Origin of the sequence: Micropruina sp., assembly GCF_047607385.1 — a bacterium.
Lineage (GTDB): Bacteria > Actinomycetota > Actinomycetes > Propionibacteriales > Propionibacteriaceae > Micropruina.
Window position 1 is genome coordinate 40,475 of sequence record NZ_JASGDE010000033.1, and the last position, 16,413, is coordinate 56,887.

General features: G+C 71.9%; 12 protein-coding genes. 8 read left to right on the top strand and 4 right to left on the bottom strand.

All coding sequences use genetic code 11. The features are described 5' to 3' along the window. Positions 1–72 precede the first annotated feature (72 nt). The 4 genes from QM582_RS03150 (at position 73) to QM582_RS03165 (ending at position 3,836) form a co-directional block, all read left to right on the top strand. A complete protein-coding gene (locus tag QM582_RS03150) occupies positions 73–729 on the top strand; it encodes an FMN-dependent NADH-azoreductase (protein ID WP_415081668.1) in 657 nt (218 codons plus the stop codon). Positions 730–796: 67 nt separating this feature from the next. Beyond that, the gene (locus QM582_RS03155; protein ID WP_415081670.1) at positions 797–1,921 is read left to right on the top strand and encodes a PQQ-dependent sugar dehydrogenase; all 1,125 of its coding nucleotides are present in this window, start codon (positions 797–799) and stop codon (positions 1,919–1,921) included. 66 nt (positions 1,922–1,987) lie between these two features. Next, positions 1,988–2,512, top strand: a complete 525-nt coding sequence (locus QM582_RS03160; protein WP_415081672.1) for an RNA polymerase sigma factor — start codon at positions 1,988–1,990, stop codon at positions 2,510–2,512. Between the two features lies 1 nt (position 2,513). Further along, positions 2,514–3,836 carry a hypothetical protein gene (locus QM582_RS03165; protein WP_415081674.1) on the top strand — a complete coding sequence of 441 codons (1,323 nt, stop codon included), beginning with the start codon at positions 2,514–2,516 and terminating at the stop codon, positions 3,834–3,836. Between the two features lie 10 nt (positions 3,837–3,846). Here QM582_RS03165 and QM582_RS03170 read toward each other — a convergent pair whose 3' ends face one another. The 4 genes from QM582_RS03170 to QM582_RS03185 form a co-directional block, all read right to left on the bottom strand. Then, entirely contained in the window at positions 3,847–4,224 is a 378-nt protein-coding gene (locus QM582_RS03170) for a hypothetical protein (RefSeq protein WP_415081676.1), read from the bottom strand. Between the two features lie 171 nt (positions 4,225–4,395). Continuing rightward, positions 4,396–7,815 carry a hypothetical protein gene (locus tag QM582_RS03175; protein ID WP_415081678.1) on the bottom strand — a complete coding sequence of 1,140 codons (3,420 nt, stop codon included), beginning with the start codon at positions 7,813–7,815 and terminating at the stop codon, positions 4,396–4,398. Between the two features lie 246 nt (positions 7,816–8,061). Next, the gene (locus QM582_RS03180; protein ID WP_415081680.1) at positions 8,062–9,096 is read right to left on the bottom strand and encodes an adenosine deaminase; all 1,035 of its coding nucleotides are present in this window, start codon (positions 9,094–9,096) and stop codon (positions 8,062–8,064) included. Between the two features lie 46 nt (positions 9,097–9,142). Continuing rightward, complete coding sequence (locus QM582_RS03185; RefSeq protein WP_415081682.1) at positions 9,143–9,469, bottom strand: DUF2218 domain-containing protein; 327 nt, start codon at positions 9,467–9,469, stop codon at positions 9,143–9,145. Positions 9,470–9,623: 154 nt separating this feature from the next. On the opposite strand from QM582_RS03185, the gene QM582_RS03190 reads away from it, so the two are divergent. From QM582_RS03190 to QM582_RS03205, 4 genes are read left to right on the top strand one after another with little or no spacing between them, the layout of a single operon-like run. Further along, positions 9,624–10,631 carry an ABC transporter substrate-binding protein gene (locus tag QM582_RS03190; RefSeq protein WP_415081684.1) on the top strand — a complete coding sequence of 336 codons (1,008 nt, stop codon included), beginning with the start codon at positions 9,624–9,626 and terminating at the stop codon, positions 10,629–10,631. Positions 10,632–10,645: 14 nt separating this feature from the next. Next, complete coding sequence (locus QM582_RS03195) at positions 10,646–14,278, top strand: hypothetical protein (RefSeq protein WP_415081686.1); 3,633 nt, start codon at positions 10,646–10,648, stop codon at positions 14,276–14,278. A gap of 11 nt (positions 14,279–14,289) precedes the next feature. Beyond that, complete coding sequence (locus QM582_RS03200) at positions 14,290–15,342, top strand: hypothetical protein (RefSeq protein WP_415081688.1); 1,053 nt, start codon at positions 14,290–14,292, stop codon at positions 15,340–15,342. Between the two features lies 1 nt (position 15,343). After that, on the top strand, positions 15,344–16,384 hold the full coding sequence (locus tag QM582_RS03205; protein WP_415081690.1) for a FecCD family ABC transporter permease: 1,041 nt from the start codon (positions 15,344–15,346) through the stop codon (positions 16,382–16,384). Positions 16,385–16,413 lie beyond the last annotated feature (29 nt).

Here is a 16,413-nt window from a genome sequence, read left to right on the forward strand (position 1 = left end):
CATACTTGAACATTCAAATCGCCCGCGTTAGAGTGGGTGAAACTTCAATCACGAACCTCCGGGAGCACTCCAATGACCCTTCTCCGCATCGACGCCAGCATTCAGGGCCCGCGTTCGGCCAGCAGCGCGCTCGCCGACCTCGTCGTGGACGAGTTCACCGCGCACCGTTCCGGTGAGCAGATCCGCACCCGGCACCTCGGTGTCGACCCGCTGCCGTCCGAGCTGTGGGCCACCGCGGTCGGCGCCGGCTTCACCCCCGAGGCCGACCGGACGCCGGAGCAGGCCGACGCGGTCGCCCGGGTGCGGGAACTGGCCGACGAGCTGGCCTCCGCCGACGCCGTGGTGCTGGCGCTGCCGCTGTACAACTGGGGCGTCTCGCAGCACGTCAAGACCTGGATCGACCTGGTCATCGCCGGTGCGCCGCAGGGCGCCCAGCTGCTGGACGGCACCCCGACCGTGCTGATCGTCACCCGCGGCGGCGCCTACGGGCCCGGGACGCCGAAGGAGGGCTGGGACCACAGCATCGACTACCTGCGCCGGATCGTCGGCGAGGTGTGGGGCGCCGACCTGACCGTGATCGAGCGGGAGCTCACCCTGGCCCGGGTCAACCCGGCGATGGCCGGCCTGGTCGAGCTCGCCGACACTATGAAGGAGAGCGCCGAGCAGGCCGCCCGCGAGGCCGGACGGACCCTCGCCGACCGCGTCCAGCGCGAGGCGGACGCCGCCTGATTCGCACCCCGGGCTGAATCGGACCCGGACCCTCGGCGGTCCGGGAGGAAACGGGTAGCTTCGGAGGATGGCAGTCCGTCGCGGCATCGCCGTCCTGGCCCTGGCTCTGGCCCTGGCCGGATGCGATGCCGCACGGACCTCTCCGTCGCCGGCGCAGCCCTCGGCGACAGGCTCACCGACCCCTGCCGGCACCCGGCTCGCCGGGACGCCGTTCGGCGTCGCGGAACTCGGCCGCTTCGAGGAGCCGTGGGCGATGACCTTCCTGCCCGGTGGCGGCGACGCGCTGATCACCCTGCGGGCCGGACGCCTCATCCTGCGCGCCGCCGACGGCTCGACCCGGGAGGTCGGCGGCGTCCCCGAGGTCGCGTACCAGGGGCAGGGTGGGCTCGGCGACATCATCGCCTCACCCCGCTTCGCCGAGGACCGGACGGTGTACCTGAGTTGGGCGGCGCGCGGCGACGGCGGCTCGGGTGCCGAGGTGGCGCGGGCCTGGCTGGCCGCCGACGGCGACCGGGCCGCCCTGGAGGATCTCACCGTGATCTGGCGCCAGCCGAAGACCAGCGGCAGCGGCCACTACGGGCATCGGTTGGCCTTCTCACCCGACGGCGCCTACCTGTTCGTCACCTCGGGCGAGCGGCAGAAGATGACCCCCGCCCAGGACCGCGACAACGCCCTGGGCAGCATCGTCCGGCTCGACCCGGACGGCGCGAACGCCCGGATCTGGACCTACGGGCATCGCAACCCGCTCGGCATCGCTTTCGACCCCGCCGGCAACCTGTGGAGCTCCGAGATGGGGCCGCAGGGCGGCGACGAGTTCAACCTGATCGTCGAGGGCCGCAATTACGGCTGGCCGGAGGCGTCCAACGGCTCCCACTACGGCGGGGCCGACATCCCCGACCACCGGCCGGGCGACGGTTTCGAGGCGCCCACGGTGTGGTGGAACCCGAGCGTCTCGCCGGGCAGCCTGATGATCTACACCGGCGCGCTGTTTCCGCAGTGGCAGGGCGACGCGTTCATCGGAGCGCTGTCCGGCCAGGCGCTGATCCGGGTCGACCTCGACGGAACCACGGCGTCCACGGCGGACCAGTGGGACTTCGGTGACCGGGTCCGCGAGGTCGAGCAGGCACCGGACGGCTCCATCTGGGTGCTCACCGACGGACCCGGCGGGCGGCTGCTGCGGCTCACGCCGTAAGGTTCCGGCGTCCGCCGGCATGTAGAGGGTGTGGGAGCAATCGTCGAGCCGACCGGGGCTGACCTGGTGAGTGAGTCAGCGGACGGTCCGCCGCGACAGATCGACCAGCGGACCCGGGCGGCGTTCGTCGCCGTCTACACCCGGGATCATCCGCGGCTGGTCGGGTTCGTGCTGCGCCGGACCGGCGACCGCGGCGTCGCCGAGGACGTCGCGGCCGAAGTGTTCCGGATCGCTTGGGAGCGGATCGACGAGGCGGTCCCGACCTCACCGTGGCTGTTCGTCACCGCGCGGAACCTCACCATGGCGCATCATCGCGCGGCCCAGCGCTCCGCGGCGGTGCGGCAACGCCTGATCGACGCCGGCCTCGGACGCTCCGACGACGCGGACGGCGGTCGCAGCGAGCGGATCGGCGAGGCGCTGGAAGCCCTGCCGGCACAGCAGCGCGAACTGTTGACGGCCCACTACTGGGACGGGCTGAGCGGCGCCGAATGCGCGGCCCTGGCCGGATGCTCGGTCGGCGCGGTCTGGGTCCGGCTGCATCGGGCCCGCGCCGCGCTGCGGATCGAATTGGACAAGCCGAAGGGTGCATGAGATGCGACTGACCACGATGCTGCGGCAGGCAGATCCCCTGAACGACGTCCCGGACGGGCTGTCGGCCCGGGCCCGGGCGGAACTCCGGGCCCTGGTCGGCCCGGAACTGGAGGCGGCGGCTCCGGTTCGTGCGCCGCGGCGCCGCTCTCGCAGAGCGCTGGTGCTGAGCGGCGCCACCCTGGCCGCCGCCGCGGTGCTGGCCACCCCGTTTCTGCAGCACCCGGTCCAGGGCGTGCCGACCGTGCCCGTCCAGTCGCCGGCGCGCACCCCCGAGGCGCCCGGCGTCACCGGTCAATGGGTGCCGACGGCCCGGTCGCCGCTGGCCGGACGTCGCGACGCGATCACCGCCTGGGTCGCCGACTCGTTCCTGGTGCTGGGCGGGACCACCACGCGGCCCTGCACCGACGCGGCCGGATGCTCCGGCGAGGACGTCCAACTGCGCGACGGTGCCCGCTACCACCCGGCCACCGACAGCTGGACGCCGATCGCCGCCGCCCCGATCGCACTGCGTCAACTGCTGGTGCTGGCGAACCCGTACCCGGCGTCGGTCACCCTCGGGCACACCGTCTACCTGCTGCAGGGCACCACCTTCGTCAGCTACGACGCGGACGCCGACCGCTGGCGGACCCTCCCGGCGCCTCCCGACTCGGCGTTCGTCGCCGGCGTGATCGAGAACCGGATCGTGGCCTACCCCTGGTCGGTGTGCGCCGATCGCACCAGCAGGTGCGCCGGCACCGATCGGGCGACGTTCTACAGCTACGACCCGGACGCCGCGACCTGGACCAGCCACACCACCCGGCTGGCCGTGCCCAGCACCGTGTACGGGGCGGTGGTTGCCGGTGACGACCTGGTGGTGTCCTGGTTGGAAGGCAAGGTCCTGGGTGTCGCGAGCGTCGACCTGGCCAGCGGTGCCGTCGGCGTCCGGGCCCGGACAGCGATCGGTCAGCGCCCCGTCCCGGTGGCGGTCGGCGGTCTGGCCGCCTGGTCGCGGGACGCGTCGGTGAACTGGCTGTTCGACCCGGCGACCGGGAAGGTCACGAAAGTGGAGACGGCCGCCGAGCCGGGCCCACTCTGGGTGGTCAGCGATGCCTACCGGCGCAACATCCCGATCGTCACCGCCGGCATGATCGCCCTCGGCGGGCACTTCTACGACCCGGGAACCGGGCTGTGGTCGGTGACGCCGGCGCTCCCGGTGCCGGACCGGGATCCGGTGATCGCCGCCGGCCCGGACGCCGTCCTGGCTTGTCACGGCTGGAACGGCAGCAGCTACGCGGAAGCCTGCTACCTGCTGCGACCCGCGCCGGCGAGTGCGAAGCGGCCCTGACGGCGACGGCTCACTGCGCCCGGGCGACCCAGGGGAAGCGGCGATCGACCTGCGGGTCGTAGAGCGGGACGCCGAGCGCGTCCAGGCACTGGATCGCCGGGTCCATCACGGTCAGGTCCTTGACGTTGTGGAAGGTCAGCACCACGAAGGTGCCGCCGGCGATCCAGACGTCGAAGGAGCCTTGGCTGGGGTGCGAGAAGTGATAGGTGTCGGTGCGCCGCCAGGTGCCGTAGACGATGGCCAACTCGTCCAGCACCCGGTCGGTGTCCAGCGGGGCCACGTCCTTGACGCGGCGTCCCTTGATCAGTTTCAGGTAGGTGCGCCGGTCGGCCACGCGGTTGCTGCGCCGGCCGTCCGGATAGGCCCAGAACGCCAGTTGGTAGCTCATCTCACTCCCAGGGGGGGTACCGACTTCCTAGGGCGCAATGTAGCGACCGCCCCGCCTCAGCACCGGCACCGACGCGGCGCTTTCAGGGAAATCTCGGACGGGGAACGAACAGCCGGCGGATCCCGGCACAGCAGTCGGTGCCGAGATCCGCCGGCAAAGAGATCCCGCGGGTCAGTTCAGCGGCTGCCGGCCCAGGGTGCCGACCAGCGCCGCCCGGTAATCCGGGCTGGAGAACCGGGTCAGCTCCGCGTGGGCGTTGACCACGTTGGTCGCGATGTCCAGGCGCTCGCAGGCCTCGGCGTTCTCCGGGATGGCGGCGAAACCCTCCAGCCGGTCGACCACGGCCTGGGCCCGCCGGACCGCCCACTGCTGCTTGGAGTCCAGCCGGGCCGCGTACCAGTCGGACGCCAGCACGGTCTCCCGGTCGAACAGCCCGCGCACCTCGGGGGAGTCCAGCTCATGGCCGTCGGCGGTGGCACCGAACGCCATGATCTCCAGCAGCGCCCGCAGCGGCGGGATGGCCAGCTCGATGGTGCCGTCGTCGAAGTAGGCCTGCGCCACCCGGCGGTGGGTCTCGACGATCACGTCCATGCTCTGGGCGTAGACGTCCAGATCCTGCAGCTCGGGCCGCAGCATCTCCGGGGTGAACACCACGTGCGGGTGCAGGAAGATGCGGCCGAAGTACTTGCGGGCGAAGTTCTGGGTCATCCGGTAGCCGAGCCGGCTGGCCCGGACCAGGTGTCCGTTGTGCTCGAAGTCCTCGACCCGCTCCAGGAAGCCCTCGGCGATCAGGTTGCGGGCCGAGCGCTCCTCGTCGGTCATCCGGGAGAACAGCTCGGGCACCAGCATCGAGATGTCGTGGTCGACCCGGACGTTCGGGCCGACGTAGCCGGCGCAGGACACCCAGCCGTCGTACCCGGTCAGCACGTAGGACAGCAGCGCCGCGTTCAGGTCGATGATCGCCGGCATCGCGTTGAACGGGCCCTTGGTCAGCGCACCCTCCGAACCCGCGCCCGTGGTGGACGGGGATTTGCCGGTCATCGAGCTGATGTACTCCATGAACAGCTCGGGCAGCTCCATGTAGTGCAGCGGGTTGAACGAGCACAGCGGCGGCACCGGGCCGTCCGGCGGATTGTTCCGGCGTCCGGCGGCCACCACGTCCACCGGCACCGGCAGCGGCGCCTCGGCGGGCAGCTTCGCCGCCAGGTGCATGGCCAGGTCGGCCGCGGCGGTCGCGGGGGCGTTGACCACGTCCGGACGGCGCTGCAGGTAGCGCGGGTTCTTGGACGGCTTGCCCTTCACCAGCCGGGGGTTGGCCGACGACACCACGTAGGCCGGGCTGGTGTCGTCGTCCTCGTCGGCGAAGCGGGCCAACAGCTGCGCCATCGGCCGGGTGAACGCGCTGAAGGCGACGGCGTCGTCCCGCATCTCGCGTGCGTCGAACCGGGTCAGCGGCTCGAAATTCGACAGGAAGTTGTCCGGGCCGGAGATGTCCAGCTCGGTCTGCTTGTCGTAGCCGCGGTGGATGGCGTCGTCCGGGCGCTGGAAGAGCAGGTTCTCACAGTTCTGGACGTACTTGCGGGACAGCCCGATCGGTCCGGTCGGCACCGAGGTGAGGTGGGCCGGGCCGACGATGGAGGCGGTGATGTCGTCCTCGGTCTGCACCTTCACGGCCGGGTTGAAGTCGTGCCGCAGGCCGAACAGCCGCCACGAACCGTCGGTGTCGAAGCCCACCCGGAGCATGTTGACGTTGATCCGCTCGCCGTCCAGCCGCAGCGCGTTGCCCTGCCGGCCGTTCATGATCCCGACGGTGAAGTGGCTGCGCCAGTCGTCGCCCCACTCCGGGCGATGGAACCGCTTCACCACGAAGACGAGTTCCTTGACGTGCTGCGGGATGCTCTCCAGCCACGCGTTGTACTCGGGGGTGAAATCCACCTCGGACGGGGTGAGCAGCTTGATCACGCTGCCCATCGAGCGGCTGTTGGACAGCACCGCGCGGGTGTCGGAGCCGCGCAGCGCGGGGTCGGCGAACCGGTCGGAGTAGTCCCGGCCCAAGATGTCCTCGACCGCCTCCAGGTCGGCCTCGTAGTCGGCGACGTAGGCGTTGCCGAAGATGAACGCGTCGGTGATCGCCTTGGAGATCTCCGACTTGCCGCCGCCGGAGACGGTGCACGGCTTGTGGCACGAGGTGACCGTGGCGACGGTCGCCTTCAGGTCCCAGTGCTTGGGGTCGGACGGCGACTGGGCCAGTTGTACCCGGTAGCCGTTCGGGCCGAAATAGACCTTGTCGGCGCGCAGCCGGATGGAGCGCTCACCGGACGGGGTGTTCCAGGACACCGTCATATTCCGCAGCGAGTACTTCGGCCGGGCCGGCACCAGCACGTGCTGCGGGTGCTCCAGGTCGATCGCGTGGCCTTCCGGCTGCCGGACGAACCGCTTCGGATTCCGGGCCAGGACGTCCTCGAGCCGGTAGTCGTCGCCGGCCGACTCGTCGGTGTAGCCGCCGCCCAGGTTGTAGGAGGGGAAGACCAGCGCGCCGCCGGCGTGCTCCTCCTCGACGTTGCCGAACAAGTTCGCCGAGTAGGAGATCTGGGTCTTGACCTCCTTCTTGCAGTAGCCGAAGTAGTTGTCGGCGATCACCGTGACGATGACGCCGCGGGCGTCCCGGGCGCACACCTTGAACGCCTGGCCGCCGTTGTAGCGCTCGTCCGGGCTGGACCAGCACATGCCGTCGCGCTTCTGCCGCTCGGTGGCGTCGTCGACGTGCGGCAGGCCCAGGGCCTTCTTGGTCAGCTTGGTCAGGTGCGGGGCCAGGATGACGCAGCCGGTGGTGCCGGTCCAGGTGCCCGGGTCGAGCGAGGCGTCGTGCTCGGGCAGGTAGGGGTCGCCGCCGTTGCCGAAGATCCCCTCGACGAAGTCCAGGTTGGCGACCAGCCCGCCCGGCACGATGAACCGGGTCTCCATCCGGCGCTCGGTGGCGTAGCCGGGCACACCGGGGGAGACCAGCGGACGCAGCAGCAGCGAGACGAAGCAGGCGGCCGGATGGTCGGTCTTCGACAGGTAGGGCAGCACCAGGTCGGTCTGGGGCGGGTTGAACGACTCGGCGAGCAGCCGGGCGAAGACCGCCTTGGGCACGGCGATCTTGTCATCCGGGATGGGCAGCCCGCCCTCTGAGATATGGAAGACGCCGGCGGTGGTCCGGCGGTCGTTCGCCGGATTGTGCAGGACGCCGTTGGCCAGCCGGTAGCTGGACAGCAGCGGCGAGCCGAAGGAGTCGCCGTTGACCGGCAGTGAGAGCGCCCGGGCCAGGCCCGGCTCGTCGAGCACCAGGGTGCGCCGGGGCAGCTTCGGGCCCGCGGCGTCCGGATCGCCGGCCGGGAAGATGTCGGCCAGGTAGTCGTCCAGGAACGCCTGAATGCGATGGTCAGCGGCGCACAGCCGGTCCGAGAGGCGGCGGCTCAATTCGCGCTGACGAGCCAGGATGGGCGCGACCAGTTGGGCGCTGGTGGCCTCTTCGGCCTGCAGCGGAACGGACAGGCCGATCAGGGCGAGACGCAGATTGACCGCGGCGGCGGTGACATCGGTGGACATGGTTCCAGTCTGGTTCACTCGGCCGGACCTGTCAGCCGCTCCGGGTCACGTCCCATGATTGTTACCGCGATGTCCCACCTGCTAGACATCTGAGCAGGACTTGCATCCGTTCCCGGAGGGCGTCGGTCGGCTCGGCGTCCGGAATGAAGGACTCGCCGACCAGAATGCGGACATCGGTGTCGCGGTAGCGCCGGACGATCACCTGCAGGGTGGCGGCGGTCCACTCCTGGTCGGCGCGGCTGCCGGTCAGGCGGCATCGGAGGTCTCCGGGAGGCGCAGCCAGTCGTCCACCTCGGCCAGCCAACGGGCCTTGTCGGTGTCGCCGGCCAGGCTGGCCCGGATGCTGCACCGGGCCAGCTCGGCCAGCTCTTGATCGCTGAAGCCGTGCTCGTCGCGGGCCAGCCGGTACTGGTCGGTGAGCCGGGAGAGGAACAGCAGCGGATCGTCGGCGCCCAGCGCGACGACCGCGCCGGCGTCCAGCAGCCGGCGCAGCGGAACGTCACCGGCCTCCCGGTACACCCCGAGGTGGACGTTGGACGCCGGGCACACCTCCAGTGCGATCCCGGCGCGGACCAGCTCGTCGAGCAACGCCGGCTCTTCGGCGCTGCGGACGCCGTGCCCGATCCGGGTCGGACGCAGCTGCTCCAGCACTTGCCGCAGATGCCCCGGCCCGAGCAGCTCGCCGCCGTGCGGGACGCCGGGCAGGCCCGCGTTGCGGGCGATCCGGAAGGCCGGCTCCCAGTCGGCGGTCAGCCCGGCCCGCTCGTTGTTGCTCAGCCCGAAGGCGATCACCCCGTTCTCGCCAGCGTGCCGGGCGGCCAGCCGGGCGATGGTCCGGGCGTCCAACGGGTGCCGGACGCGGCTCGCGGCGACCACGATCGCCACCTGGACGCCGGTCTCCGCGGTGGCGCGCCGGGCCTCGTCCAGCACGATCTCCAGCGCCGGTGCCAGCCCGCCGACGTGCGGCGCGTAACTGGACGGATCGACCTGAAGCTCCAGCCGACGGGAGCCCTCGGCGGCGTCGTCCCGGGCGGCCTGGGCGACCACGAAACGCATCGCCTGCTCGCTGCACACCACCTGCCGGGCCATGTCGTAGAGCCGCTGGAACCGGAACCAGCCGCGCTGGTCGGGCGGCACCAACAGGCCCTCGGCGTCCAGCAGCGAATCATGCAGGGCGATGCCGGCCCAGTCGGCCAGCCGCCTCAGCGAGGCGATGCTCATCGACCCGGTGAAGTGCAGGTGCAGGTGCGCCTTGGGCAGCGCATCCAGGTCTCGCGCCATCGCTCGATGGTGTCACACGCCGCACCCCGCGGCGGGGCGGAACCTCTCAGTCCTCGGTCTTGCGCTGCACCGTGCCGGGCGTGCCGTCGTCGCGCTGCCAGGCGACCACCAGCTCGTCCCGGGTGCCGAACCGGACCAGGTGGCTGCCGACCACGCCCTCCCAGCGCTCCAGGTCGGCCTCGGCGGTCAGGGTGAGCAGCAGGGCGTCCTGGCCCCGGCCCAGGTCGAGCACGCCGCTGGGGAAGGTCACCCGCCCGGTGCCGGCGTCCTCGTCCCAGGTCGCCGGCACTTTGCGGGACATGTGCGAGACGAGTTGCTTGGCGTAGCGCTCGGGCCGGGCGGTGGCCACGGACGCGGTCGAGATCGAGGTCATGATCGGCAGGCTAACTCCGCTCGCTGTGGCCGGCGCGGCCCGCGTCTCAGCCAGGGGGAGCCTGGGGACGGGCTGAGAATTGTCTGTAGGCTTAGGTAAGCCTTACCTTGCTATCAGCAGAAGATAACCTCGACGACTTCAGGATGTGTTACGCATGACGCTCGGCTCGACCGCCGGCCGGTTGGCCCGTGTCGCGTGCCTGATCTCCGCCCTGGCCCTCACCGCGATCGGCTGCTCGTCCGCCCCGGCCCCGTCGTCGCCGGCCGCCGCCCAGACCCGGGCGGTGACCGACATCAACGGCGAACGGGTCGAGGTTCCGGCGCAGCCGCAGCGGGTGGTGCCGCTCAGCGAACCGACCCTGGACGGCGTCCTGGCCCTCGGGGTCACGCCGGTCGGCACGGTGAGCGGACGCGGGCAGAGCGGGGTGCCGAATTACCTCGCCGACGTGGCCCGCGACATCCCGATCCTGGGCGGCATCGGCCAGCCCAACTTCGAGGCGATCGGGGCCGCCAAGCCCGACCTGATCCTGGTCGACGGCACCAGCGTGAACAACAACCCGCCGGTGCTGGAGGCGCTGCGGCAGATCGCCCCGGTGGTGAACACCGGGTTCGCCGGCGGGGAGTGGCGGACCAACTTCCGCAATGTCGCCGCCGCGCTGGGCCGCGAGCAGCAGGGCGAGAAGGTGATCGCCGACTACGAGGCGAAGGTGGCCAGCACCCGTGCGTCGCTGGGCAAGGTGAAGGACCAGACCTTCTCGATCGTCCGCTGGCAGGGCACCGCCCCGGCCTTGATCCTGAAGGAATTGCCGCCCGGCCAGGCGCTGGTCGACCTCGGGCTGCGGCGTCCGGCCGGTCAGGACACCTTCGGACGTGGCCACTCCGAGCCGGTGTCGCTGGAGAACCTGCAGCAGATCGACGCCGACCACATGTTCTTCGGGACGCTGGGCGGCTCCAGCGTCAGCAACCCCAACGCCGGCGGTTCCGCCGGGCTGGACGGCGCCCAGCAGGCACTGGCGCAGGCCGAGCGGGTGCCGGGCTTCACCCGGCTGAACGCCTATCGAAAGAAGCAGATCATTCTCGTCGACGGCTCGGCGTGGACATCGACCGGGGGCCCGTTGTTGATGAACCGCCTCGTCGACGACGTGCGCAAAGCGCTCGGATGAGCAGGAGGAATCAGATGAAGACGCCGTCGAAGCCCGGGTCCGCCCGGACGCGGAGCTGGCTCGCGGGGACGTTGGCGCTGCTGATGCTCGGCCTGGGCCAGTCGCTCGCGCCGCTGGCTCTCGCCGAGGAGACGCCGGAACCGACGCCGTCCGCCGAGACCTCGACGCCGGCCGACGAGGCCGAGCCCACCGCGTCCGCCACCCCGACGGTCACCGCGCAGGCCAGGGAATCGGCCACGCCGACGCCCAGCCGGCCGACCCCGAGCAGGTCGGCAGCCGGCAAGCCGGCGCGTTCCGAAGCGCCCGCCGCGGTGAAGGCGCCGGCCCGGGTCGCGGCGGTCCCGAACGCCACCGCCGCCCGGGAGGGCAAGCGGTACGAGTTGGCCGGCGGCGTGACCTACTGGGTTCCCGAGCAGTGGGTGGCCGGAGCCGAGCTGGTGCTCAGCGGCACCGGCTGGCTGAACGCCGACGGCACCGCCGGATCGATCATCGCGGTCAAGCTGGATCGCGGCGCGGTCACCACCTCCGAACCCCGGCGTCACCCGGTGACCGGCGAGGAGTTGGCCGGCGACGTCTACGGCGTCGTCCAGGCCGACGCGCAGGGCGACTGGACACTGCGGCTGCCGTACCCGACCGCGGCGAACAGCAACGCCGGCTGGGAGCCCGGCCAGGCGCACAAGCTCAACCTGCTGACCGGATCGCTGCTGGACGGGGACGTGGTCCGCAGCGGCCCGGCCGACGTCACCGCAGCCGCGGTGCCCACGCCTACCCCGACGCCAACACCGACCACCCCGGCACCGACCACGCCCGCGCCGACCACGCCCGCGCCCACCACGCCAGCGCCGACCACCCCGGCCCCGACCACGCCGGCGCCCGAACCCACCGTCCCGGCCTGCGCCAAGGAGGGCTCCGGCGTCGTCACCGTCACCCCGGCCACGGTCGAGCTCGGCGGCGTGCTGCACGTCACCGGCTCGGGCTTCTGCCATCCCGCCGGCGGCGGATCGACGATCGGGATCAAGCTCGACGAGGGCGCGATCAGCCGGCTGGACGCCTCGGTGCACGCCAACAAGACGATCTGGGCGCTGGTCGACGCCGCCGCCGACGGCAGCTTCGCGATCGACCTGCAGCTGCCGGACGGCACCGACGCCGGGCAGAACGGCTCCGTCCCGGCGCTGGCCGGCGGTGCCCACACCCTGCAGTTCCTGACCGGCGGCCTGAAGCCGGGTGACACCAAGCGTTCGCTGGAGTCGACGCCGTTCCAGGTCAACGCGCCCACCCCGGAACCGACGCCGGTGCCGACCACGCCGGCGCCAACCCCGATGCCGACCACCCCGGCACCCACTACCCCCGCGCCGACCACGCCGGCTCCGGATCCGGGTGGCAGCTACAGCGACCCGGCCGACCCGTCGGTCGGCTACACGGTGCCCACCACGGTCAAGGCCGGCGAGCCGATCGTGGTCTCCGGCACGGGCTGGAAGGTCGAGAACGGCACCGCCGGCAGTGTGCTCAGCGTGCTGTTGGACGCCGCCAAGTCCGGTGACCCGAACACCGTCTACACCAAGCGCGAGGTGCTCGATCAGGACGGCAAACCGGTCAGCGACAAGCGGCTGCACGCGGTCATCCAGGCCGCCGCCGACGGCTCCTGGACGGCCACCATCCCGTTCCCGACGGCCGCCAACGCCCAGCTCGCCGACGGCAGCTGGACCGAATGGGCGGCCGGCTCCCGCCACCAGATCCGGTTCCTGACCGGCAGTTCGGTCGACGGCGACAAGCGACGCTCGCTGGCCGCCGACTTCACCATCGCCGGCGACAGCCCGGTCGACCCGGCCACCCAGCCGCCGAGCTGGGCGCACACCACGGTGAGCGTCGGCGGGGCGACCGCCTGGGTGCAGCAGGATGTCGCCACGGCGTCCGGATCGACGATCAAGATCAAGGGCGCCAACTGGACGAACCAGGCCGGCGCCGGCGCTTCCACCATCGCGCTCAAGCTGAACCGGGCCGGCGGGCAGTACACCCGCACCGGTAGCGGCATCGTGGCGCCGCCTGTCGGCGATCCCGATTCGACCATCTGGAAGCTGTTCGCCCCGGCGGGTGCGGCCGCCCAGCCGAACCTGATCGCCATCCCGGCCAGCGGCAACTTCGAGGTCGAGATCGACGCCCCGGCGGGACTGGTCGCGGGGCAGTTGCTGACCGCGCAGTTCCAGACCGGGAAGTTCGACGCCAAGGACCAGCAGCGCAGCAAGGTGTCCGAGCCCCTGGTCGTCGGCGGCGTCCCCTATGTTCCCGGGCCGGACCAGGACGACGTGACCTGTGAGCCGACCACCGAGAACGCGACGGTGACCATCGTCAATCCGCAGGTCAGCCCGGGCGGCGTGCTGCATGTCACCGGCTCCGGCTTCTGCCACCCGGAGAAGGACCGCGGCGGCTCCGTCGTGGCGATCAAGATCGACGAGGGCAAGTACAGCCGGCTGAACGACGCGGTGCACAGCAACCGGACGATCTGGACGATCGTCAAGGCCACGGCGTCCAACGGCACCTTCGACATCCAGCTGCAACTGCCGGACGGCACCACCAGCGGGCCCAACGGCTCCAACCCGGGAATGTCGCAAGGGGCGCACACCTTGCAGTTCCTGACCGGGTCGCTGAAGCCGAACGATGCCCGCCGGACCATCAAGTCCGCGGAGTTCGTGGTGGGCGACTACCGGCCCACCGGGATGCCGGATCCGGTCGAGGCCACCGAGGATCTGACCTCGGCGACCCGCAACGGCGTCGCGGCGTCCAGCACGGCGAGCAAGCTGACCGTGACGGTCCCGGGTGCGCAGTCCGGTGACTGGATCTACCTGAACACCTACGCGGGCGGGTCGCCGACCAGCCCGTGGGGCGACGCCTGGTTCCGGGCCGGCGCCGACGGCCGGGTGGTGGCGAACCTGACCGGGATCACCCTGCCGACCGGCACCAGCAAGCTGTCGGTGCAGTCCGGCAACTCCGGTGAGGTCGGCAAGCTGCTCGGCTGGACGTCGTTGACGGTGGCCGGGGGGACAGGCACCGAGACGCCGACCAAGACCACCACGACCGTCCGGTCGATCGCCCAGACCGCCACCACCGCCGACGACAGCGACGAATCGACGGCCCCCACCACGGTGCCCAAGGCGCCGGTGCAGCGCAGCAGCCAGCTGACCGGGCTGAGCAACGGCGACGCCACCGCGAAGGCGGACGGCAGCAAGATCACCGTCACCCTGCCCAAGTCGGCGGCCTCGAAGTGGGTCTACGTCTACCTGTACAGCGGAGCCAGCGTCGCCAAGGCGGGCTGGGTGCAGCTGAACAGCGCCAAGGCGTTCACCGTGGACCTGAAGGACCTCCCCGACGGACGCCACCGGATCGTCGCGGTGAACGGCGACGGCGGCATCGTCGGCTGGGTGGAGACCACCAAGGGCGCGGTGGCCAGCACCCCGACGGTGCCGGTGACCGGCACCCCGGCCCCGGCCGGATCCGGCGCTGCACCTGCCGCGCCGGCGGATGCGGCGCTCACCCAGCCGGGTGGCGGCTCGATGGAGCCGGTGCTGATCGGCGCCGCGGTGGCCGTGCTGACCGCCGGTGGTCTGGCGCTGCGCCGGCTGTCCGGCACGCCGAAGCGGGTGGCGCGATGAAAGGGATCTCCATGATCGTAGGCAGGGCCGTCCGGCTGCTCGCCGCACTGCTGTTCGGATTGGCCCTGGTGCTGGTCCCCGGCCAGCCGGACGCCGCGGCCATCCCGCCCGGCGGCCCCGGGCCGAGCACCCCGGGCACCAGTTCCAGCGTGTCGCCGCGCAGCCTGCAGGCCGGCGGCGTGATCCGGTTCACGCTGCGGGGCTTCCCGCGCGGCGAGATCGTCTACATCAAGATCGACGACGGCCGGCTGTGCAGCAACACCTCGCACGGCGCCTGCGTCTACCACTCGCAGAAGATCCCCAGCTCCGGGGTCGTGAACGGATCGTTCCGGCTGCCGAAGAGCCTGAAGCCGGGCAGCCACTCGCTGCGCTTCCTGGCCTCCGCCTACGTCGATCCGAAGAACCCCGGCAAGGGCACCAAGGGCTACACCAACCGCAGCCCCAGCTTCACCATCACCAGCGGGGGCTCGTCCGGCTCGAAGCAGCCGGGCGGCAACGGCGGCGGCAGCACGACCTCACCGGGCAGTTCCGGCACGTCCACCACGACCGCCTCTCCGGGCACCGTGGCCAAGCCGGGCGCCGGGACGAAGGCGACCCAGCCGGCCACCGTGCCGACCGCGCCCGCCGTGGACGCGCTGGCCGCCGACAAGGCCGGCAGCGTCCGGGCCGCGGTGACCGGGGACAGTGCGGTGCTCACCGTCGGCACCGACTACGCCGGCGAGTGGGCGTTCGTCTACGCCTATTCCGAGCCGACCCCGCTGGGTTGGCGGCAGGTCGCCGCGGACGGCACCGTGAACGTCGCCACCGGCGCGCTGCCGGCGGGGGAGCACCGGTTCGCGGTGCTGGACGCCGACGGCAAGCTGCTGGGCTGGACGGCGGCCGCGGTGGGCGCCACCGCATCGGCCACCCCGGTCCCGAGCCCGTCCGCGACGCCGGTCGCTCCGGCGCCCGTCGAGGCCGGCCCGAGCGTGGGTGTCTGGGTCCTGATCGGCGCGGTGCTGCTGGTCGGCGTCGGCCTGATCGTCGTGCTGGTGCGCCGCCGTGCGGCGTCCGGAACCAACTGACTTGGCGAGCACCACCGTCCGCACTCGGGCGGCGACGGCACCGGCCGTCGCCGCCCGGGCCGGTCTCGCCTTCGCCGCCGCGGCGTCCCTGCTGCTGCTCGGCATGCTGGCTTCGCTCAGCATCGGCTCCAACCCGATCCCGCCGGGACGGGTCTGGCAGCTGCTCTGGGCGCCGGACGGCAGCTTCGACGCCGTCGTGGTGCTGGAGCAGCGGCTGCCCCGCACCCTGGTGTTGGTGGTGGTCGGTGCCGCGTTGGGCGTCGCCGGGGCGCTGATGCAGTCGCTGACCCGCAACCCGCTGGCCGACCCCGGCATCCTCGGCATCAACGCCGGGGCGTCCCTGGCGGTGGTGCTGGTGGTCGCGCTGACCGGGCTGAGCGGCATCGGATTCTACCTGTGGTTCGCCTTCGCCGGGGCCGCGGTCGCCGCGGTCGCGGTCTACCTGCTGGGTATGGCCGGCCATGCCTCGCCGTCGCCGGTGCGGCTGGCGCTGGCCGGTGTGGCGATCAGCATGACCGTCGCCTCACTGGTGCAGACCGTCATCCTGGCCAACGCCAACGCCTTCAACGAGTTCCGGTTCTGGGTGGCCGGATCGGTCGAGGGCCGCGGCTTCCCGGTGCTGCTCTCCACCGGCGGATTCATCGCCGCCGGGCTGGTGCTGGCCTGCTGCCTGGCGCCCGCGCTGAACGCGCTGGCGCTCGGTGAGGACGCCGGACGCGCGCTCGGCGTCCGGGTCGGCCTGGTGCGCGGCCTGGCGGTGGTGGCGGTGACCGCGCTGGCCGGTGCAGCCACCGCGGCGGCCGGGCCGATCATGTTCGTCGGGCTGGGGGTTCCCTACCTGGCCAGGGCCGTGTTCGGCCCCGATCAGCGGCTGGTGCTGCCCGGCACGGCGCTGGCCGCGCCGGTGCTGCTGCTGGTCGCCGACATCGTGGCCCGGCTGGTGGTGCTGCCCGGCGAGGTGCCGGTCGGGGTGGTGGCCGCCGTGCTGGGCGGGCCGGCGTTCGTGCTGATCGTCCGGCGTCCCCGGATCGAGGCCCTGTGAATGATCGAGACACCGTGCTGAGCGAGGTC

Excerpts from the sequence above, each read along its gene's own strand:
- QM582_RS03170 (WP_415081676.1), bottom strand. The coding sequence starts at position 4,224 with ATGAGCTACCAACTGGCGTTCTGGGCCTATCCGGACGGCCGGCGCAGC.
- QM582_RS03190 (WP_415081684.1), top strand. The coding sequence starts at position 9,624 with ATGACGCTCGGCTCGACCGCCGGCCGGTTGGCCCGTGTCGCGTGCCTG.
- QM582_RS03180 (WP_415081680.1), bottom strand. The coding sequence starts at position 9,096 with ATGGCGCGAGACCTGGATGCGCTGCCCAAGGCGCACCTGCACCTGCAC.
- QM582_RS03200 (WP_415081688.1), top strand. The coding sequence starts at position 14,290 with ATGATCGTAGGCAGGGCCGTCCGGCTGCTCGCCGCACTGCTGTTCGGA.
- QM582_RS03195 (WP_415081686.1), top strand. The coding sequence starts at position 10,646 with ATGAAGACGCCGTCGAAGCCCGGGTCCGCCCGGACGCGGAGCTGGCTC.
- QM582_RS03165 (WP_415081674.1), top strand. The coding sequence starts at position 2,514 with ATGCGACTGACCACGATGCTGCGGCAGGCAGATCCCCTGAACGACGTC.
- QM582_RS03185 (WP_415081682.1), bottom strand. The coding sequence starts at position 9,469 with ATGACCTCGATCTCGACCGCGTCCGTGGCCACCGCCCGGCCCGAGCGC.
- QM582_RS03150 (WP_415081668.1), top strand. The coding sequence starts at position 73 with ATGACCCTTCTCCGCATCGACGCCAGCATTCAGGGCCCGCGTTCGGCC.
- QM582_RS03155 (WP_415081670.1), top strand. The coding sequence starts at position 797 with ATGGCAGTCCGTCGCGGCATCGCCGTCCTGGCCCTGGCTCTGGCCCTG.
- QM582_RS03175 (WP_415081678.1), bottom strand. The coding sequence starts at position 7,815 with ATGTCCACCGATGTCACCGCCGCCGCGGTCAATCTGCGTCTCGCCCTG.